The following is an 18,923-nucleotide window of genomic DNA, read 5'->3' on the forward strand; positions in this document are numbered from 1 at the left end:
ACCGGCTATCGCGCCAGCGTGACCAGGCCGAGCTCGTTGCTGGCCGCCAGCATCGGGTTGTGTGGCAGCACGCGCACGGTGTAGCCGACCGATCCGGCCAGCGGCAACGGCGTCGTCGTCGAGAAGACCTGGTTGCCGCCCTCGGCGGTGCCGGTGTAGGACATCTCGACGGTGATCGGCTCCAGGAGCGCATCGCCGGCGTCGACGCGACCCACCACCGCCTGGACGGTGACCTCGTCGGGCGCCAGGCCGGCCAGCTGCACGGTGGCGGTCAGGGTCAGCTTGGAGCCGAGCACGGGGCTGTCCGGCAGGCCGGTGCTGTCCACGTCGGTGATGACGATTTTGGGCCAGGCGTCCTGGGCGCGCCGGCGGTAGGCGGCCAGCTCACGGGCCGCACCGAACTCGCCGCCGCCCGCCGCGTCATCGGCGGGTCCGATCGTCTTGCGCAGCGACTGCGCGGCGGGCGTGTAGTACTGCTCGACGTAGTCGCGCACCATGCGCGACGCCAACACTTTTGGACCGAGCGTCTGCACCGTGTGACGCACCATTTCGATCCAGCGCGGCGGCACACCGTGTTCGTCGCGTTCGTAGAACTTCGGCGCCACGGCCTCTTCCAGCAGCGTATAGAGTCCGCTCGATTCCAGGTCGTCGCGCCGGTTCTCGTCGGCCACGCCGTCGGCGGACGGTATCTCCCAACCGTTTTCGCCGTCGTACCACTCGTCCCACCAGCCGTCGCGGATGGACAGGTTCAGGCCACCGTTGAGTGCGCTCTTCATTCCCGAAGTGCCGCAAGCCTCCAACGGCCGCAGCGGATTGTTCAGCCACACGTCGCAGCCCCAGTACAGCAGCCGCGCCATGGACATGTCGTAGTCGGGCAGGAACGCGATGCGGTGGCGCACCTCGGGCCGGTCGGCAAAGCGCACCACCTGCTGGATCAGCGCCTTGCCGCCGTCGTCGGCCGGGTGCGACTTGCCGGCGACGATCAGTTGGATCGGCCGTTCCGAGTCGAGCAGCAGCTGTTCCAGCCGATCCGGATCACGCAGCATCAGCGTCAGCCGCTTGTAGGTCGGCACCCGCCGGGCGAACCCGATGGTCAGCACCTCTGGATCGAATGCCGTTGCGATCCAGCCCAATTCGGCGTCCGAAGCGCCTCGCTCCAACCACGAGCGACGTAGCCGCTGCCGAACGTCGTCCACCAGCAGCGACCTCAGCTGCGAGCGGATCCACCACAGATGGCCCGCGTCAACCTGCTTGAGGCGCAACCAAACCCCCGGATCGCTGAACGAATCCGACCCGGCCAGCTCGCGGCCCAGCTGCAGCCACTGCGGCGCCGCCCACGTGCGCGCGTGAACTCCGTTGGTAATCGAGCCGATCGGCACCTCGCTCGCGTCGAAGCCGGGCCACAGCTCGTTGAACATCGACCGGCTCACCCGGCCGTGCAGCGACGACACACCGTTGGCGCGCTGGGCCAGCCGCAGACCCATGTGCGCCATGTTGAACTTGGTGGGGTCGTCCTCGGCGCCGAGCGCGAGGATGCGGGCCGTCGGCACCCCGGGCAGCAATACGGGCGTGCCATCCGATGTCGCGGCCTTCTCGCCGGATTCCGCCGCATCGCCGGCGTGGTCGTCGAAGTAGAGCCGCACCATCTCGACAGGGAACCGGTCGATGCCGGCCGGCACCGGGGTGTGGGTGGTGAACACCGTGCTGGAGCGCACCACGGTCAGTGCGGTGTCGAAGTCCAATCCCGGACCCGTCATCAGCTCGCGGATGCGTTCGGCACCGAGGAAACCCGCGTGGCCCTCGTTCATGTGGAACACCTCGGGCGCGGGTAATCCGTGGATCTCGGTGAAGGCACGGATCGCCCGCACCCCGCCGATGCCGGCCAGGATCTCCTGCCTCATCCGGTGTTCCTGGTCGCCCCCGTACAGCCGGTCGGTGACGCTGCGCAGATCGTGCTCGTTCTCCGGGACGTCGGAATCCAGCAACAGCAGCGGAACGCGGCCCACCTGCGCGACCCAGATCCGGGCATGCAGCTGCGCGGCGTCGGGCAGCATCAGCTCGACCAGGGCGGGCTCGCCGGTCGCATCGGTCAACAGCCGCAACGGCAGACCCTGCGGGTCCAGCGACGGATAGGTCTCGTTCTGCCAGCCATCGGCGGACAGCGACTGCCGAAAGTAGCCGGACCGGTAATACAGCCCCACCGCCACCAGCGGCACGCCCAGATCCGACGCGGACTTCAGGTGGTCACCGGCAAGGATTCCCAACCCGCCGGAGTAGTTGGGCAGCACTTCGGCGATGCCGAACTCCATCGAGAAGTAGGCGATCGCGGCTGGCATTTCGGCGCCCTGCTCCTGGCGCTGCTGGTACCACAGCGGGCGGCTCAGGTAGTCGTTCAGATCGGCGGTCAGCGCGTCGAGCCGGCCCAGGAACCCCTCATCCATCGCCAGCTCGTCGAGCCGCGCCGGGTCCACCGCGCCCAGCAACGCCACCGGATCGCTGGCGCACCGCTCCCAGAGCTCGGGGTCGATGGTCGCGAAAAGCTCCTGGGTGGGTTTATCCCACGACCATCGCAGGTTCGTCGACAGCTGATCCAGCGCGGTCAGACGCTCCGGAAGGTGAGCACGGACGGTAAACCGGCGGAGGGCTTTCACGCGTTACTACCTTACTGAGGTTCCCGGCCCGCGCACTGTGGCGGGAAGGACCGCATTTCCCCGCCGGTGTGTGACCGGAGACTAGGGTGGGTATCGGGTAGTTATCGGGGTCGCAACGATGCTTCCCCGCACAGAAAGTTTCCCCACGACAGGAAGTTTCCCGACGAGCGGCATTCCGCACGGAGCACACCGCGGGATCGGCCGCCCACAATCGGAACGGAGTGGTGGTGCCCGGTCGTGTCGAGATCGATAACGTACAGCCGGTCGTTTCCTGTGGCGCGTATCCCGCGAAAGCAGTGGTCGGCGAAGTCGTGCCGGTCAGCGCCGCGGTATGGCGTGAAGGCCACGAGGCGGTCGCGGCGACCCTGGTCGTGCGCTACCTCGGGCCCGGCTATCCGCAGGTAACCGAGACCCGCCGCGTCAAGGCGGTCCAGGCCCCGGAAAAGCAGCGCACCGAACGCGATGGCAAGGTGGACCAGCAACGGATCAAACCGCTGCTGCTGCCGATGACGATGGGCCTCGAGCCCTACGTCTTCCACGGTCAGTTCACCCCCGATCAGGTCGGGTTGTGGACGTTTCGGGTCGATGGGTGGGGCGACCCGATTCATTCCTGGCGCCACGGGGTGGTCGCCAAACTGGACGCCGGTCAGGGCGAGACCGAACTCTCCAACGATCTTCTGGTCGGTGCCGGGCTGTTCGAGCGCGCTGCGACGGGCGTGCCGCGCGCCCTGCGCGAACCGCTGCTGGCCGCCGCGGTCGCGCTGCGCCAGCCCGGCGACCCGGTGACCCGCACCGCGCTGGCGCTGGGGCCCGAGATCGAGGAAATCCTGGCCAACTATCCGTTACGCGACCTGGTCACCCGCGGCGAGCAGTACGGCGTCTGGGTGGACCGGCCGCTGGCCCGATTCGGCTCCTGGTATGAGATGTTTCCCCGCTCGACCGGCGGGTGGGACGCCGAGGGCAACCCCGTGCACGGCACCTTCGCCACCGCCGCCGCCCAGCTCCCGCGCATCGCGGAGATGGGATTCGACGTCGTCTACCTGCCGCCGATCCACCCGATCGGCAAGGTACATCGCAAGGGCCGCAACAACTCTCCGACCGCCGCCCCCGGAGACGTGGGGTCGCCGTGGGCGATCGGCAGCGACGAGGGCGGCCACGACGCCGTGCACCCGGATCTGGGCACCATCGACGACTTCGACGCCTTCGTCGCCGCGACGCGCGAGCTCGGCATGGAGGTGGCGCTGGATTTGGCGCTGCAATGCGCGCCGGATCACCCCTGGGCGCGCGACCATCGCAACTGGTTCACCGAATTGCCCGACGGCACCATCGCTTACGCGGAGAACCCGCCGAAAAAATACCAGGACATCTATCCGATCAATTTCGACAACGACCCGGCCGGCCTCTACGACGAGGTGCTTCGTGTGGTGCGACACTGGATGGACCACGGCGTCAAGTTCTTTCGGGTCGACAACCCGCACACCAAGCCGCCGGATTTCTGGGCCTGGCTGATCGCCACCGTCAAGGGCATCGATCCCGATGTGCTGTTCTTGTCCGAGGCCTTCACACCGCCGGCCCGGCAGTACGGCCTGGCCAAACTCGGCTTCACCCAGTCCTACAGCTACTTCACCTGGCGCACGGCGAAGTGGGAGCTGACCGAATTCGGCAACGACATCGCCAACCTCGCCGACTTCCGCCGGCCCAACCTGTTCGTCAACACCCCCGACATCCTGCACGCGATCCTGCAGCACAACGGGCCGGGCATGTTCGCCATCCGCGCGGTGCTGGCTTCGACCATGGGACCGGCGTGGGGGGTGTACTCGGGCTACGAACTGTTCGAGCACCGCGCGGTGCGGGAGGGCAGCGAGGAGTACTTGGACTCGGAGAAGTACGAGCTGCGGCCGCGCGACTTCGCGGGTGCGCTCGCCGAAGGCCGGTCACTCGAGCCATTCATCACGCAGCTCAACGCAATCCGCCGGCTACACCCCGCGCTGGAGCAGATGCGCACGATCCATTTCCACAGCGTGGACAACGACGCGTTGCTCGCCTATTCCAAGTTCGACCCGGCGACCGGCGACTGCGTGTTGGTGGTCGTGACGCTCAACGCGTACGGCGCCGAGGAGGCGACGCTGTTTTTAGATATGGCCGCTTTGGGTATGCAGCCATACGAGCGTTTTTGGGTGCGCGACGAGATCACCGGCCAGGAATTCCAATGGGGCCAGGCCAATTACGTCCGGCTCGACCCCGGGCAGGCGGTCGCGCACATCATCAATATGCCACTCATACCGCATGATTCACGAATGACACTGCTACGCAGGCGATGAAACGGACCGGAGGTGAATGGGACATGAGCCAAGCCGACCAACTCGCTCGGATACACTTGGCGCCCGATCCGGCCGACCTGTCGCGGCTGGTCGCTGGCACCCACTACAACCCGCACAGCATTCTGGGCGCCCACGAATACGGTGATCACACCGTCATTCGGGCGTACCGGCCGCACGCGGCCGAAGTCGTCGCGCTGGTTGGTGACGATCGATTCCCGATGCAGCACCTCGAATCCGGCCTCTTCGCCGTCGTGTTGCCGTTCGTCAACTTGATCGACTACCGGCTGCAAATCACCTACGAGGGCGCCGAGCCGTACATCGTCGCCGACGCATACCGTTTCCTGCCGACGCTGGGCGAGGTCGACCTGCACCTGTTCGGGGAAGGACGCCACGAGCGGCTCTGGGAAGTCCTTGGCGCACATCCCCGCTCGTTCACCACGGCCGACGGCGTGGTCACCGGTGTGTCGTTCGCGGTGTGGGCGCCAAACGCCAAGGGCATCAACCTGATCGGTGAGTTCAACGGCTGGACGGGCAGCGAAGCCCCGATGCGGGCCCTGGGCTCGTCGGGGGTCTGGGAGCTGTTCTGGCCCGGGTTCCCCCTCGATGGGCTGTACAAGTTCCGCGTACACGGCGCCGACGGCGTCGTGACCGAGCGGGCCGACCCGATGGCGTTTGCCACCGAGGTGCCGCCGCACACCGCCTCGCGGGTCACGCGCAGCAGGTACACCTGGGAAGACGCCGACTGGATGACGCAGCGCGCCCAGCGCAACCCGGTGTTCGAGCCGATGAGCACCTACGAGGTTCACTTGGGCTCCTGGCGTCCCGGCCTCAACTACCGGCAGTTGGCCCGCGAGCTGACGGATTACGTGGTGGAACACGGCTTCACCCACGTCGAGCTGCTGCCCGTCGCCGAGCACCCGTTCGCCGGGTCGTGGGGCTACCAGGTGACGTCGTACTACGCGCCGACGTCCCGCTTCGGCACGCCCGACGAGTTCCGCGCCCTGGTCGACGCATTGCACCAGGCCGGCATCGGCGTGCTGGTGGACTGGGTGCCGGCGCACTTCCCCAAGGACGCGTGGGCGCTGGGCCGGTTCGACGGAACCCCGCTCTATGAGCACTCCGACCCGAAGCGCGGCGAGCAACTCGATTGGGGCACTTACGTATTCGATTTCGGTCGCCGGGAGGTCCGCAACTTCCTGGTGGCCAACGCGCTGTTCTGGCTCGAAGAGTTCCACATCGACGGACTGCGGGTGGACGCGGTCGCCTCGATGCTCTACCTGGACTACTCGCGCCCCGAGGGTGGCTGGACCCCCAACATCTACGGCGGCCGGGAGAACCTGGAGGCCGTGCAGTTCCTGCAGGAGATGAACGCCACGGTGCACAAGACCGCCCCGGGCATCGTCACCATCGCCGAGGAGTCGACCTCCTGGCCGGGGGTGACGCGACCGACAAACCTTGGCGGCCTGGGTTTTTCGATGAAGTGGAACATGGGCTGGATGCACGACACGCTCGACTACATCAGCCGCGATCCGATCTATCGCAGCTACCACCACCACGAGATGACGTTCTCGATGCTCTACGCGTTCAGCGAGAACTACGTGCTGCCGATCAGCCATGACGAGGTGGTGCACGGCAAGGGCACGCTGTGGGGCCGGATGCCGGGCAACAACCACGTCAAGGCGGCCGGGTTGCGCAGCCTGCTCGCCTACCAGTGGGCACACCCGGGCAAGCAATTGCTGTTCATGGGACAGGAATTCGGGCAGCGCGCCGAGTGGTCCGAGGAGCGTGGCCTGGATTGGTGGCAGCTGGACGAGCAGGGATTCTCCAACGGGGTCCTGCGCCTGGTCCGCGACCTCAACGACATCTATCGCGGTCACCCGGCGCTGTGGAGCCAGGACACCGTGCCCGACGGCTACTCCTGGATCGACGCCAACGACTCGGGCAACAACGTGTTGAGCTTCCTGCGCTACGGCAAGGACGGCTCGGTGATGGCGTGCGTGTTCAACTTCGCCGGCGCCGAGCACAGCGGATACCGACTGGGCCTGCCGTCGGCGGGCCGCTGGCGCGAGGTGCTCAACACCGACGCGACCGCCTACAACGGCACGGGGATCGGCAACATGGGCGGCGTGGACGCCACCGAGGACCCGTGGCACGGACGGCCGGCCTCGGCGCTGCTGGTGCTGCCGCCCACGTCGGCGCTGTGGCTCGAGCCCGAGTAACGCCGGGTCAGTACAGCGCGTTGGCGAGGTTGCGCCGTCCGGCGACAACCTCGGGATCGGCCGGGTCGAACAGTTCGAACAGCTCGACCAGCCGGGTGCGCACCAAGGTGCGGTCGTCTCCGGATGTGCTGCGCACCAACGTAATCAGGCGATCGAAGGCGGCACTGACATCCTGATTGAGGATTTGCACGTCGGCCGCCGCCAGGGCCGCTTGGATGTCACCGGGCGCGGCATCGGCGACGTCGACGGCATCCGGGCGTTGCGCGGTTGCGCGCGTAAGGAATTCGATCTGACGAATCGCGCCTTTGGCTTCGGCATTGGCCGGGTTGGCGTCCAGGATCGACTGGTATGACGCCTTGGCCGCCTCGAAGTCGCCGTCCTCGAGCTGTTGGCGGGCCGCGGCCAGTTCGGGGTCGACCTCCTCGGGCTCGCCGGAACCCGTTGCGCCCCTGAGCTTTCCGGCGGTCGCCGAGAGGATCTGATCCAACCAGCCGCGCAGCTGCTCGGCCGGCTGCATACCCTGGAAACTCGAGATCGGCTGACCGGCGGCCAGCGCCACCACCGTCGGGACCGCGTCGACACCGAAGATCTGCGCGACCCTGGGCGCGACGTCGACGTTGACCGTCGTCAACGACCACTTGCCGTTGTCCTGGGCGGCCAGGCCGGCGAACGTATCGAGCAGCTGGACACACGCGTCGCTGCGCGGTGACCACAGCAGCACGACGACGGGCACTTCCTCGGACCGCAGCAGCACTTCGGCCTCGAAGTTGGCCTCGGTGACCGCGATGATTCCGGTGTCGCCCTCGGCCGCCGACGGTGAGGACCCTCCGGAAGGGCCCGCGGGCTGGGGCCGCTGCTTGAGGGCGGAGAGATCGACCGCACCAGCCAGGGCGGGGCCGATAGAAGGTCGCGGGCGTGTCACGCCGTCAAGTTTGTCATGCGGACGGGCTACCCATCCACCCGGTCGCGGCGGCACTCAGAAGGCGACTCATGCCGGCGAAACTGCGCACCGAAAAGGGTCCTGATCGGCAGGTATGACGAAGATCACACTTGGTCATCGGCGCGTCGCGCCAGCAACGTCGGCGACGGTCCCCAACCCGGGCTAACCCGCGCGCAGAATCAGGGCGTCGCCCTGCCCGCCGGCCCCACACAACGCCGCCACGGCGTAGCCGGAGCCGCGTCGGGACAGCTCCAGGGCGGCATGCAGCGTGATCCGCGCCCCGGACATCCCGATGGGGTGGCCGACGGCGATCGCGCCGCCGTTGACATTGACGAGGTCGGGGTTCACGCCCAGTTCGCGGGTCGAGGCCAGCGCCACCGCGGAAAACGCCTCGTTGATCTCGATCACGTCGAGTTGGTCGACGGAAATGCCCTCACGTCCGAGCGCCTTCTTGATCGCGTTCGCCGGCTGCGACTGCAGGGTGGAGTCCGGTCCGGCCACCACGCCGTGCGCGCCGATCTCGGCGAGCCAGCTCAGCCCCATTTCCTGGGCCTTGGCCTTGCTCATCACCACGACGGCCGCCGCGCCGTCGGAGATCTGCGAGGCCGAACCGGCGGTGATGGTGCCGTCGCGGCGGAATGCCGGCTTGAGGCCGGCCAGCGACTCGGCGGTGGTGTTGGCCCGGATGCCCTCGTCCTCGGTGAACTGCAGCGGATCACCTTTGCGCTGCGGGATGTTGACCGGCACCACTTCGTCGGTGAAGACGCCGTCCTTCCAGGCCGCGGCCGCCTTCTGGTGGGACCGCGCAGCGAACTCGTCCTGCTCCTGCCGGGTGAACTGGTCGACGTCGTTGCGCTGCTCGGTGAGCGCGCCCATCGGCTGGTCGGTGAACACATCGTGCAGGCCGTCGTAGGCCATGTGGTCCAGCACCGTGACGTCGCCGTACTTGTAGCCCGAGCGGCTGTCCATCAGCAGGTGCGGCGCCTTGGTCATGGACTCCTGGCCACCGGCCACCACCACGTCGAACTCCCCGGCACGAATGAGCTGGTCGGCCAGCGCGATGGAGTCGATGCCGGATAGACACATCTTGTTGATGGTCAGCGCAGGGACGTCCCAGCCGATGCCGGCCGCGACAGCGGCCTGGCGCGCCGGCATCTGGCCGGCCCCGGCCGTCAGCACCTGGCCCATGATCACGTAGTCGACCGCGGTGGCCGGCACGTTGGCCTTTTCCAGCGCGCCCGCGATCGCGATGGCCCCCAGATCGCTGGCGGAAAAGTCCTTCAGCGAACCCATCAATTTGCCGATGGGGGTCCGTGCTCCAGCAACGATCACCGACGTCGTCATGACTGTCTCCTCAGGCCTGCTAGGCGCCCCCTCGACGGCCGGTTCGGCCTCCCGGAGAAGCGCAATCTTTGCCGCCAGGTTACCGTTATGTGATGACGACCGATCAAGTTGACGCCCGTCAGATCCTGGCCACCTCACTGGTGACGGCGATCGATCACGTCGGCATCGCAGTCGCCGACCTGGACACCGCCATCGCCTGGTACCACGACACCCTCGGCATGATCCTGGTGCACGAGGAAGTCAACGAGGAGCAGGGAATCCGCGAAGCCATGCTGGCCGTGCGCGGCGCCCCGGCGGGCACCGCACAGATCCAGTTGATGGCCCCGATCGATGAATCCTCGACGATCGCGAAGTTCCTCGACAAGCGCGGTCCGGGCATCCAGCAGATGGCCGTTCGGGTGAGCGACCTCGACGCCTTGGTCGCCCAGCTTCGCGAGCAGGGCGTGCGGCTGATCTACGACGCACCCCGCCGCGGCACGGCAAACTCCCGGATCAACTTCATCCACCCCAAGGACGGTGGCGGAGTGCTGATCGAGCTCGTCGAACCGGCGGCCTGATTTACGACCACTTCCTGGTTGGACCGCGGGTGGCGCGGTGCGCCCAGCACGGGGTGTGCCAGTGCCGGCGATCCTCGACCTGACCGGGCCCTCCCCCGAGCGTCGAATCGATCGGCCACACCACCAGATGTGCTGAGCCGGAACGTATTTCGTGATCGCAGCCGGGGCACCGATAGGTCTTGAGCGCGCGCGCCGCCGGGACCGGACGGACTTCGTACTCGTAGCCATCGGGCCCGACCTCCACCCGGCGCAGTGCCGGCGGCGGCGCCAACGACCGCTGCCGGCGTGGCGGGGTACGGCGCCGAGCCATGCGATCAGCTTAGTGACCGAACGTCAGAACAGCCGGTATTCGTCGCTGTCCATCCCCCGCATCTTGTCGTAATCCAATGTCAGACAACGGATCCCGCGATCGGTAGCCAGTGTGCGGGCCTGCGGTTTGATCTGTTGCGCAGCGAACACCCCTTTTACCGGCGCGAGCACGGTGTCGCGGTTGAGCAGCTCCAGATAACGGGTGAGCTGTTCGACGCCGTCGATCTCGCCGCGTCGCTTGATCTCCACCGCCACCGAGCCGCCTCGTTCGTCACGGCAGAGCAGGTCGACGGGTCCGATGGCGGTCATGTACTCGCGGCGAACCAGCGTGTACCCCTCACCCAGCAGCTGCACGTGCTCGGCGAGCAGCGCCTGCAGGTGCGCCTCGACGCCGTCCTTGACCAGCCCGGGATCGACGCCGAGCTCGTGGCTGGAGTCGTGTTCGATCTCCTCGACGGTGATGCGCAGCTGTTCGCCGGCTTTGTTCTCGACGACCCACAGCTGGGACTGATCGCCGGGTTCCTCGGTCAGCCAGCACGGCGGGCTCATCCAATTCAGCGGCTTGTAGGCGCGGTCGTCGGCGTGCACGCTGACCGATCCATCGGCCTTGAACAACAGCAACCTACGTGCGGAGGGCAGATGTGCGGTGAGCCTGCCGACATAGTCAACGGTGCATTGAGCGATCACTAGGCGCACCCGATTCACCTTAGAGCGTGGCCGACGACATAGGCTGACGCCACCATGTCGGCCCACCGTTCCGTGGCACAGCGAATAGGCCGGGTGCTCGAGCGGATCACCCGTCAGAGCGGCCGGCTCCCGGCGACGCCAGCCTATGGCTCCCTGCTGCTCGGGCGGGTGTCGGAAAGCCAGGGCCGGCGCCGGATACGCATCCAGATCATCATGACCGTCCTGGTTCTGGGCGCGAACCTGCTCGGGATCGGCGCCGGGCTGATCCTGGTCACCATTGCCATCCCGGTGCCGAGCATCTTCGATGACGCGCCGGCGTGGCTCACCTTCGGGGTTTCACCGGCTTACATCGTCCTGGCGCTGACGGTGGGGACGGTGTGGATCACCCGCAGGACCGTCCTCGCGTTGCGCTGGGCGATCGAGGAGCGCACCCCGACTCGCGAGGATGAGCGCAACACGTTCATCGCGCCGTGGCGGATTGCGCTGGTGGACCTGGTCTTGTGGGGAACCGGAGCGGTGCTGTATTCGGTCCTCTACGGCATGGTCAACACGATGTTCATCCCCCGCTTCCTGGTCGGGGTGAGCTTCTGCGGCGTCCTGGTGGCCACCGGCAGTTATCTGCTCGCCGAGTTCGCCTTGCGTCCGGTGGCGGCGCAGGCGCTCGAGGCGGGTCCACCGCCGCGGCGGCTGGCGTCGGGGATCATGGGCCGAACGATGACGGTGTGGTTTCTCGGTTCGGGCGTTCCCGTCATCGGTATCGCGCTCCTGGCGTTGTTCGAGGTATGGCTGAACAATCTCACCCAGACCCAGTTCGTGGTCGGTGTGCTGATCGTGTCGTCGGCCGCGCTGATCTTCGGTTGCATCCTGATGTGGATCCTGGCCTGGCTGACCGCGACTCCGGTGCGAGTCGTGCGGGCGGCGCTTCAGCGAGTCGAGCGGGGCGACCTGCGCGGTGACCTGGTGGTGTTCGACGGCACCGAACTCGGCGAGCTGCAGCGGGGTTTCAACGCGATGGTCGACGGCCTGCGCGAGCGCGAACGGGTGCGCGATCTTTTCGGCCGCCACGTCGGCCGCGAGGTGGCGCTGGCGGCAGAACGCGAGAGGCCGAAGCTGGGCGGCGAGGAACGCCATGTGGCGGTCGTCTTCATCGACATCGTCGGGTCCACGCAGCTGGTGACCAACAGACCGCCGGCCGAAGTCGTCAGTGTGCTCAACCAGTTCTTCGCGATCGTCGTCGAAGAAGTGGATCGGCATCACGGACTGGTCAACAAGTTCGAAGGCGATGCGTCGCTGGCGATCTTCGGCGCGCCGAATCATCTCGATTCTCCGGAGGACGAGGCGCTGGCCGCCGCCCGCTGCATTACCGACCGACTGGCCACCGAAATGTCTGAGCTCTCGGCCGGCATCGGGGTGGCGGCGGGTCAAGCCGTCGCCGGAAACGTCGGCGCCAGGGAACGTTTCGAGTACACGGTGATCGGTGAACCGGTCAACGAGGCAGCCCGGCTGTGCGAGCTCGCCAAGTCGCACTCGAGGCGGCTGCTCGCGACTGCCGACGCCATCGACCGGGCAAGTGAAACCGAGCGTGCGCGTTGGTCTTTGGGTGACACCGTGACCCTGCGCGGGCACGAACGCCCCACCCGGCTGGCGTCGCCGGTCGAACCGCTGACCCGATGATTGATTTCGAGTCGAAATGGGTACAGCGACAAAGAACTTGACCCCTCAGAGATTGGCTTTGACATGACCGGTAGTGGAACTGCCCGCCGTGTTTCGGTCGCCGCGGGAATCGCCGCGGCGATTGCCCTGAGTTCGTTGTCCGCTGGATGCTCGAGCAATAACAACAAGAGCCCCAGCACCTCGACCGTCACCACCACGGTCACGACGCCGGCGAGCGTCACCACCACAGCGCCGACGGCGCCGGGGACCGGCGGCCCGGGTGGCGGTGGACCCGGTGTCGGACCGGGTGGCGCCACCACCGCCGGGCCCGGCGGATCGGGCGCCGGTGCCGGGCCCGGTGGGGCCAGCGCGGGTGTGCCGGGCGCCGGGGCTTCCGCCGGGCCTGGCGGCGCGGGTGCGTGCGCCGGCGGCGTGTGCGTCGGGACACCTCCCGGCTGATTTCGGGGCTAGCGCGGCGGGCGGGTCACCGAGCGGTGGCTACCGCCCCGGCGAAGCCGTTAGCGCGGGATCCGTTCTCCCGCAGCAATAGTGCGACGAGCAGCGAGCCGGCCACGAGCAGCCCGCCGACAAACCACGCCGTCGCCGGCCAGCCGCCAACGCCGTAGACGAGACCTCCCAGCGCGCCGGCCACCGACCCGCCCAGGTAGTAGCTGAACAGGTACAGCGCGGACGCCTCGGCGCGGTCTCGGTGCGCGACCGCGCCCACCCAGCCGCTGGCAACGGTATGCGCGGCGAAGAACCCACCGGTGAACACGCCCACACCGATGACGATCGCGACCAATGCGTGCGGCACGGTGAGCAGCAGGCCGGTCACGGTGATCGGCAACGCGGCGCCCAGCACGAACCGGCGGCCCCTGCGGTCCGCGAGCCGTCCCGCCACGACCGAGGTCCACGTGCCCACGAGGTACAGGACGAACAGCAGGCCGGCCACCGAGGAGGCCAACCCGAAGGGCTGCTCGGTCAGTCGGTAGCCGAGGTAGTTGTACACCGTGACGAATCCGCCCATCAGCACCGAGCCCAACGCAAAAAGCTTTAACAGCACCGGGTTTCGCAGATGCGTGGCAAGGTTGTGCATGGTGGCCCGCGCGCTCGCCGCCTTCGCGGTGAAGAATTGCGACCTCGGCACCAGAAGGGCGAACACGGCCGTGCCGGCCAGTGTCATCGCGGAGCAGGCCAGCAGGGCGACCCGCCAATTGCTGACGTCGATTACCAGCGAGGGCACAATCCGTCCGGCCAGCCCGCCCACCGTGGTCCCGGCGACGTAGCGGCCCATCGCCGAACCGAGCGACGCGGCGTGCACCTCCTCGGCGAGGAAGGCCATGGCGACCGCGGGTATGCCCGCGAGCGCGACGCCGTGCAGCGCGCGTCCCGCAAGCAGGACGCCGAGCGTGGGGCTCAACGGCAGCAGCATCCCGATGACGCTGGAAGCCATCCCCGAGGCGAGCATCACGGTGGTGCGCCCGTATCGCTCGGAGAGCACGCTCGCCGGGATGATCGACAGCGCCAACATTCCCGTCGTCAATGAGATCGTCAACGCCGCGGTGGCCGGGGTGATCCGGTAACTCGCCGACAACGCCGGCAGCAGGGCCTGCGTGCAGTACATCGCGGCGAAACTGGACAGGCCGGCGCCGTACAGCGCCGCGGTGATGCGCCGGTATCCCTTGGTTCCCGCTTGATGCGCGACGGGGGCCTGAGGCATAGCAACGATGCTTCGTGCCGCATCGCCCAAAAGGAAATGAATTATTTCACGGTTTATGATGTGTAAATCGCATAAGTAGAGGTGGCGGGGTGGCGGACGGCGACTACGAGTGGTTCATCACACTCGCGGAGCTGCAGCACGTCACGTCGGCGGCCGAGCAGCTTCATGTCGCACAGCCGACGCTGACCCGGATGCTGGCGCGTCTGGAGCAACAGCTGGGGGTGTCGCTGTTCGACCGCCACGGCAGGAGGCTGTCCCTCAACACCTACGGCCGGATCTTCTACGAGCACGCCCGGCGGGCCCAGCTGGAGCTCGATTCGGCCAGGCGCGCGATCGAGGACCTGACGAACCCGGCCGTCAGCGAGATCCGGTTGGCCTTTCTGAGTTCGTTCGGGTCGACCGTGGTGCCGCGCTTGATCGCGACATTCGGGGAATCCTCGCCGCGAGTGACTTTCACGCTCGAGGAGGGGGCCGCCGAATCGATCGGCGATCGCGTGCAGTCCGGCGTCGTCGACGTCGGAGTGGTGTCACCACGGCCGCGCAAACGAACCCTGGCCTGGCGCAGCCTGTTTCGTCAGCGCCTCGGTGTCGCCGTCCCAGAAGATCACCGATTTTCAGGTGTCACGGCGGTATCCATGACCGATCTGGCCGACGAACCGTTCGTGACCATGCAGCTCGGATTCGGCATGCGCCGACTGCTCGACGAGCTTTGCGCCGCCGCACAATTCCGGCCCCGCATCGGCTTGGAGGCGCCGAATCTCACGACGGTCGCGGGCCTGGTCGCCGCCGGGCTGGGCGTCAGCCTGGTGCCTATCGACGGCAGCGAGTACGCGCCGGGCGTGCGGGTGCTGCGGCTGGCCGACGCCGACGCATACCGTGATGTGGGCATGATCTGGAATTCGGATCGCCCGCTGTCTCGCTCGGCACGGGACTTCATCGCGGCCGCCGCGGCAGTAGAGCACCACGAGATGCGGCCCCCGACAATCCGTCCCGCAGAACGCTAGGGCCGCGGCGTCGGGACCGCGGGCGCCGACTCAGACGGCGATCTGGTGATGGCGGGTCTGGTTACCCCCACACCGCTTCGCTTCGTACATCGCGGTGTCGGCGTGGGCGACCAACTGGTGAAACGCGTGCTCGGCATATTCGGAGACGACGCTGCCCAGCGCCAGGGTGGCGATTCCGACGCTGGCGGTCACGGCCGCGTTCACCGCGGCCACGGCGTCACAGAGCTGTCGGCCCCAGGACGGGAGCTGTTCGGTCGTCACGATGTCGGCGACCAGGAATTCCTCCCCGCCGACGCGACCGACGACGCAGGTCTGGCCGCACGCTGTCGTCAGGGTGCCCGCGACCGCGATGAGCGCCTCGTCGCCGGCGGCGTGCCCGCGGGTGTCGTTGAGCTCTTTGAAGCGGTCCAGATCAAGCATGGCCACCGCCAGATGCATGTGATTGGCGCCGGCGAGCATCCGGCCCACGATCGCCCGATCGCAGGCCCTGCGATTCAGCAGCCCGGTCAGCGGGTCGCGGTTGGCCCGTAGCAGGTCGAGCCACAGTGCCCGCACCACGACCTGGATGGCGAGCGGGACGACCGCATTGAGTTCCAGCACCAGGAAGTAACCGGAGAAGGCCAGCACCGCCTGTCCGCTAGCGGCCAGGCGCACCGCCTGCCACGCCGCGATCGCGCTGGCCATGACGAAGTTCAGCGCCATGAGCCTGGCCGTGTGGAAGAACGCGATGTAGCCGCCCGTCACCGCCATCGCCGCACACGCCATCAGCCCGATGAGCGGCTGGGGTTGCCACAGACAACCCCCGCCGATGGATACGGCGCCGGTCATGATGTAGAACACGGACTGGCGCCGGGTGGGCCATCCGCTCAACCACAGCGCCGTCATGCCCAGCCCCAGGATGGCGGCGACGACCGAAACGGTCAGCGCCACACGCGGATACATCGGCACGGGTCCGTACAACACGTTGACCGGCACCAGGACCAGGGAAGCCGCCACCCCGGCCAGAACCCTGCGGGTGGGCGTGCTCAGCCCGTGGGCCTGCAAATAGCCTGTCAGCCAGTCGAAATGGTCGTCTTGGCCCCACCAAGTCGCCAGCCACCTCATTCGTTCGCCTTTCCCAGGACTCGCTCACCCCGCCGAGCCACACCACCAGAGTCAGTGAGCCGGATCACAGTAAATACCATCGAGCGCGGTAAATACCTCGATTCGACGAGAAATCCCCGCGGGATGGCGAGTCACCGCCACGGCCCGATTACCCGCCTCAGGCCCATCCCACGACGATGTCGCTTTTCCGCCAGTTTTGTCGGTGGGCGGGTGTAAGTCTGGAGCCGTGCACGACGACTTCGAACGCTGCTACCGCGCCGTCCAGTCCAAGGACGCACGGTTCGACGGGTGGTTCGTCACCGCGGTGCTGACCACCCGCATCTACTGCCGGCCCAGCTGCCCGGTGCGGCCACCGTTCGCCCGTAACGTGCGGTTTTACCCGACGGCGGCGGCCGCTCAGCGGGCCGGCTTCCGGGCCTGCAAGCGGTGCCGCCCCGACGCGTCGCCGGGATCCCCGGAATGGAATGTGCGCGGTGACATCGTGGCGCGAACGATGCGCCTGATTGCCGACGGGACCGTGGACCGTGACGGTGTCGGTGGCCTGGCCGCCCGCCTGGGATACACGACCCGGCAGCTGGAGCGGTTATTGCAGGCCGAAGTCGGGGCCGGCCCACTCGCACTGGCCCGCGCACAACGGGCACAGACCGCCCGGGTGTTGATCGAGACGACGGACCTGCCATTCGGCGACGTCGCATTCGCCGCCGGCTTTTCCAGCATCCGCCAATTCAACGACACCGTTCGCTCGGTGTTCGAGAACACACCACGCGCGCTGCGCCAACGCGCGGCGACACGCTCCCCATCGACCCCGAATTCGCCTGGCACCGTGTGTCTTCGGCTCCCGGTACGCACGCCGTTCGCCTACGTCGGTGTGTTCGGTCACCTGGCGGCGGGCACGGTGCCCGGCTGCGAGGAGGTCCGCGACGGCGCGTACCGCCGCAGTCTGCGCCTTCCGTTCGGCAACGCGATCGTCAGCCTGACCCCCGCCGTCGATCACGTCCGTTGCGTGCTCGTGCTCGACGACTTCCGCGATCTGACGACGGCTATCGCGCGCTGCCGTCGGCTGCTGGACCTCGATGCCGATCCGGAAGCGGTGGACGAGGCGCTGGTTGGGGACGCGGACTTCTGCGCCGTCGTGGCCAAGGCGCCGGGGCAGCGGATTCCCCGAACCGTCGACGAGGCCGAACTCGCGGTGCGCGCGGTGCTGGGCCAGCAGGTGTCCACCAAGGCGGCGAGCACCCACGCGGGCCGCCTGGTCGCCGCCTATGGGCAGCCGATCAACGATCCCGCGGGAACGCTGACGCACACCTTCCCGTCCGTTGAGCAGCTCGCGGTCATCGACCCCGTCCATTTGGCGGTGCCCAAGTCCCGGCAACGGACGCTGAGCGCTCTGATCGCCGGCCTCGCCGACGGCAGTGTCGTCCTGAGCGCCGGCTGCGACTGGGAAAGCGCCCGAACGCAATTACTCGCCTTGCCCGGCGTGGGCCCCTGGACCACGGAGGTGATCGCAATGCGTGGCCTCGGCGATCCCGACGCCTTCCCCGCCAGCGATCTGGGCCTGCGTCTGGCCGCCGAACAGCTGGGGTTCCCCTCCGACGAGCGCTCCCTCGTTGCGCGCAGCGCTCGGTGGCGACCCTGGCGTTCCTACGCCACCCAATACCTTTGGACCACCCTCGAACATCCGGTAAACCATTGGCCGCCACGGGAGGTCGCATGATCGAGTACCGCACCATCGACAGCCCGATCGGGCTACTGACGCTGGCCGGTCACGGCGCGGTGCTGACGAATCTCCGAATGGTCGACCAGACATACGAGCCGAGCCGCACCGGATGGTCGCCCAACCCGCGGGCGTTCGGCGAGGCCGTCGAACAACTCGGCGCGTATTTCGCCGGCGAGCTGACGAATTTCGATGTCGAGCTCGACATGCACGGCACCGAATTTCAGCGGCGAGTATGGCAGGCGCTGCTGACCATTCCCTACGGCGAAACCCGCTCGTACGGCGAAATCGCCGAGCAGATCGCAGCGCCTGGCGCCGCCCGCGCCGTCGGGTTGGCCAACGGCCACAACCCCATCGCCATCGTCGTCCCCTGCCATCGCGTCATCGGGGCCAATGGAAGCCTCACCGGCTTCGGCGGCGGGCTCGGCCGCAAGCGCGCACTGCTCGAATTAGAAAAGCAACGGGAGAATTTGACGCTATTCGATTAATTGCGAATGCAAAACGAATTGCGAATGCAAAAACACCCCCGTTGCCGGGGGTGTTTTTGTGTATGTTCGGCGGTGTCCTACTTTTCCACCCGTATGGGCAGTATCATTGGCGCTGACAGGCTTAGCTTCCGGGTTCGGAATGGGACCGGGCGTTTCCCTGTCGCTGTGGCCGCCGTAACTCTATTTAAATTTGTTTGGTGGGGGGTGTGGCG

15 protein-coding genes and 1 rRNA gene are annotated in these 18,923 nt (G+C 67.4%); 8 read left to right on the forward strand and 8 right to left on the reverse strand.

Going from position 1 to position 18,923, the window contains the following annotated elements; genetic code table 11:
- Positions 1 to 5: 5 nt before the first annotated feature.
- Positions 6 to 2,651 (reverse strand): alpha-glucan family phosphorylase, encoded by a 2,646-nt coding sequence (glgP, locus tag ACYQ8K_RS06930; RefSeq protein ID WP_459967748.1) that lies wholly within the window; start codon positions 2,649 to 2,651, stop codon positions 6 to 8.
- A gap of 227 nt (positions 2,652 to 2,878) precedes the next feature.
- On the opposite strand from glgP, the gene ACYQ8K_RS06935 reads away from it, so the two are divergent.
- Both ACYQ8K_RS06935 and glgB read left to right on the forward strand, forming a co-directional pair.
- Positions 2,879 to 4,972, forward strand: coding sequence for an alpha-1,4-glucan--maltose-1-phosphate maltosyltransferase (locus tag ACYQ8K_RS06935; protein WP_459967749.1), 2,094 nt, complete (start codon positions 2,879 to 2,881; stop codon positions 4,970 to 4,972).
- A 23-nt stretch (positions 4,973 to 4,995) separates the two neighbouring features.
- Complete coding sequence (gene glgB, locus ACYQ8K_RS06940) at positions 4,996 to 7,191, forward strand: 1,4-alpha-glucan branching protein GlgB (protein WP_459967750.1); 2,196 nt, start codon at positions 4,996 to 4,998, stop codon at positions 7,189 to 7,191.
- Positions 7,192 to 7,198: 7 nt separating this feature from the next.
- Here glgB and ACYQ8K_RS06945 read toward each other — a convergent pair whose 3' ends face one another.
- Together ACYQ8K_RS06945 and ACYQ8K_RS06950 are read right to left on the reverse strand one after the other, a co-directional pair.
- Positions 7,199 to 8,113, reverse strand: a complete 915-nt coding sequence (locus tag ACYQ8K_RS06945) for a co-chaperone YbbN (RefSeq protein WP_459967751.1) — start codon at positions 8,111 to 8,113, stop codon at positions 7,199 to 7,201.
- A 180-nt stretch (positions 8,114 to 8,293) separates the two neighbouring features.
- The gene (locus ACYQ8K_RS06950; RefSeq protein WP_459967752.1) at positions 8,294 to 9,475 is read right to left on the reverse strand and encodes an acetyl-CoA C-acetyltransferase; all 1,182 of its coding nucleotides are present in this window, start codon (positions 9,473 to 9,475) and stop codon (positions 8,294 to 8,296) included.
- A gap of 89 nt (positions 9,476 to 9,564) precedes the next feature.
- Between ACYQ8K_RS06950 and mce the strand changes: the two genes are divergently transcribed.
- A complete protein-coding gene (gene mce / locus ACYQ8K_RS06955) occupies positions 9,565 to 10,032 on the forward strand; it encodes a methylmalonyl-CoA epimerase (RefSeq protein ID WP_459967753.1) in 468 nt (155 codons plus the stop codon).
- A 1-nt stretch (position 10,033) separates the two neighbouring features.
- Here mce and ACYQ8K_RS06960 read toward each other — a convergent pair whose 3' ends face one another.
- Positions 10,034 to 10,342, reverse strand: a complete 309-nt coding sequence (locus ACYQ8K_RS06960) for a hypothetical protein (RefSeq protein ID WP_459967754.1) — start codon at positions 10,340 to 10,342, stop codon at positions 10,034 to 10,036.
- Positions 10,343 to 10,365: 23 nt separating this feature from the next.
- Complete coding sequence (nucS, locus tag ACYQ8K_RS06965; RefSeq protein WP_459967755.1) at positions 10,366 to 11,037, reverse strand: endonuclease NucS; 672 nt, start codon at positions 11,035 to 11,037, stop codon at positions 10,366 to 10,368.
- A 45-nt stretch (positions 11,038 to 11,082) separates the two neighbouring features.
- On the opposite strand from nucS, the gene ACYQ8K_RS06970 reads away from it, so the two are divergent.
- Together ACYQ8K_RS06970 and ACYQ8K_RS06975 are read left to right on the forward strand one after the other, a co-directional pair.
- Complete coding sequence (locus tag ACYQ8K_RS06970; protein ID WP_459967756.1) at positions 11,083 to 12,702, forward strand: adenylate/guanylate cyclase domain-containing protein; 1,620 nt, start codon at positions 11,083 to 11,085, stop codon at positions 12,700 to 12,702.
- Between the two features lie 63 nt (positions 12,703 to 12,765).
- The gene (locus ACYQ8K_RS06975) at positions 12,766 to 13,140 is read left to right on the forward strand and encodes a hypothetical protein (RefSeq protein ID WP_459967757.1); all 375 of its coding nucleotides are present in this window, start codon (positions 12,766 to 12,768) and stop codon (positions 13,138 to 13,140) included.
- A gap of 25 nt (positions 13,141 to 13,165) precedes the next feature.
- On the opposite strand, the gene ACYQ8K_RS06980 is transcribed toward ACYQ8K_RS06975, so the two are convergent.
- Positions 13,166 to 14,401 carry an MFS transporter gene (locus ACYQ8K_RS06980; RefSeq protein ID WP_459967758.1) on the reverse strand — a complete coding sequence of 412 codons (1,236 nt, stop codon included), beginning with the start codon at positions 14,399 to 14,401 and terminating at the stop codon, positions 13,166 to 13,168.
- 89 nt (positions 14,402 to 14,490) lie between these two features.
- Between ACYQ8K_RS06980 and ACYQ8K_RS06985 the strand changes: the two genes are divergently transcribed.
- Positions 14,491 to 15,405: a LysR family transcriptional regulator gene (locus tag ACYQ8K_RS06985; protein ID WP_459967759.1), complete on the forward strand. Its 915-nt coding sequence runs from the start codon at positions 14,491 to 14,493 to the stop codon at positions 15,403 to 15,405.
- A 30-nt stretch (positions 15,406 to 15,435) separates the two neighbouring features.
- On the opposite strand, the gene ACYQ8K_RS06990 is transcribed toward ACYQ8K_RS06985, so the two are convergent.
- Positions 15,436 to 16,509, reverse strand: coding sequence for a GGDEF domain-containing protein (locus tag ACYQ8K_RS06990; protein ID WP_459967760.1), 1,074 nt, complete (start codon positions 16,507 to 16,509; stop codon positions 15,436 to 15,438).
- Between the two features lie 226 nt (positions 16,510 to 16,735).
- Here ACYQ8K_RS06990 and ACYQ8K_RS06995 point away from each other — a divergent pair, with 226 nt between their 5' ends.
- Both ACYQ8K_RS06995 and ACYQ8K_RS07000 read left to right on the forward strand, forming a co-directional pair.
- Positions 16,736 to 18,223, forward strand: a complete 1,488-nt coding sequence (locus ACYQ8K_RS06995; protein WP_459967761.1) for an AlkA N-terminal domain-containing protein — start codon at positions 16,736 to 16,738, stop codon at positions 18,221 to 18,223.
- Complete coding sequence (locus ACYQ8K_RS07000; protein ID WP_459967762.1) at positions 18,220 to 18,711, forward strand: methylated-DNA--[protein]-cysteine S-methyltransferase; 492 nt, start codon at positions 18,220 to 18,222, stop codon at positions 18,709 to 18,711. Before ACYQ8K_RS06995 ends, ACYQ8K_RS07000 begins: the two co-directional genes overlap by 4 nt.
- A 64-nt stretch (positions 18,712 to 18,775) precedes the next feature.
- On the opposite strand, the gene rrf is transcribed toward ACYQ8K_RS07000, so the two are convergent.
- Positions 18,776 to 18,888, reverse strand: a 5S ribosomal RNA gene (gene rrf / locus ACYQ8K_RS07005).
- Between the last annotated feature and the right edge of the window lie 35 nt (positions 18,889 to 18,923).

Source organism: Mycobacterium sp. MUNTM1, from assembly GCF_054660795.1.

What these genes read in the sequence shown, in the direction of transcription:
- glgB (WP_459967750.1), top strand. Translation starts at nt 4,996, where the DNA reads ATGAGCCAAGCCGACCAACTCGCTCGGATACACTTGGCGCCCGATCCG.
- ACYQ8K_RS06950 (WP_459967752.1), bottom strand. Translation starts at nt 9,475, where the DNA reads ATGACGACGTCGGTGATCGTTGCTGGAGCACGGACCCCCATCGGCAAA.
- ACYQ8K_RS06960 (WP_459967754.1), bottom strand. Translation starts at nt 10,342, where the DNA reads ATGGCTCGGCGCCGTACCCCGCCACGCCGGCAGCGGTCGTTGGCGCCG.
- ACYQ8K_RS06970 (WP_459967756.1), top strand. Translation starts at nt 11,083, where the DNA reads ATGTCGGCCCACCGTTCCGTGGCACAGCGAATAGGCCGGGTGCTCGAG.
- ACYQ8K_RS06975 (WP_459967757.1), top strand. Translation starts at nt 12,766, where the DNA reads ATGACCGGTAGTGGAACTGCCCGCCGTGTTTCGGTCGCCGCGGGAATC.
- ACYQ8K_RS06980 (WP_459967758.1), bottom strand. Translation starts at nt 14,401, where the DNA reads ATGCCTCAGGCCCCCGTCGCGCATCAAGCGGGAACCAAGGGATACCGG.
- ACYQ8K_RS06990 (WP_459967760.1), bottom strand. Translation starts at nt 16,509, where the DNA reads ATGAGGTGGCTGGCGACTTGGTGGGGCCAAGACGACCATTTCGACTGG.
- ACYQ8K_RS07000 (WP_459967762.1), top strand. Translation starts at nt 18,220, where the DNA reads ATGATCGAGTACCGCACCATCGACAGCCCGATCGGGCTACTGACGCTG.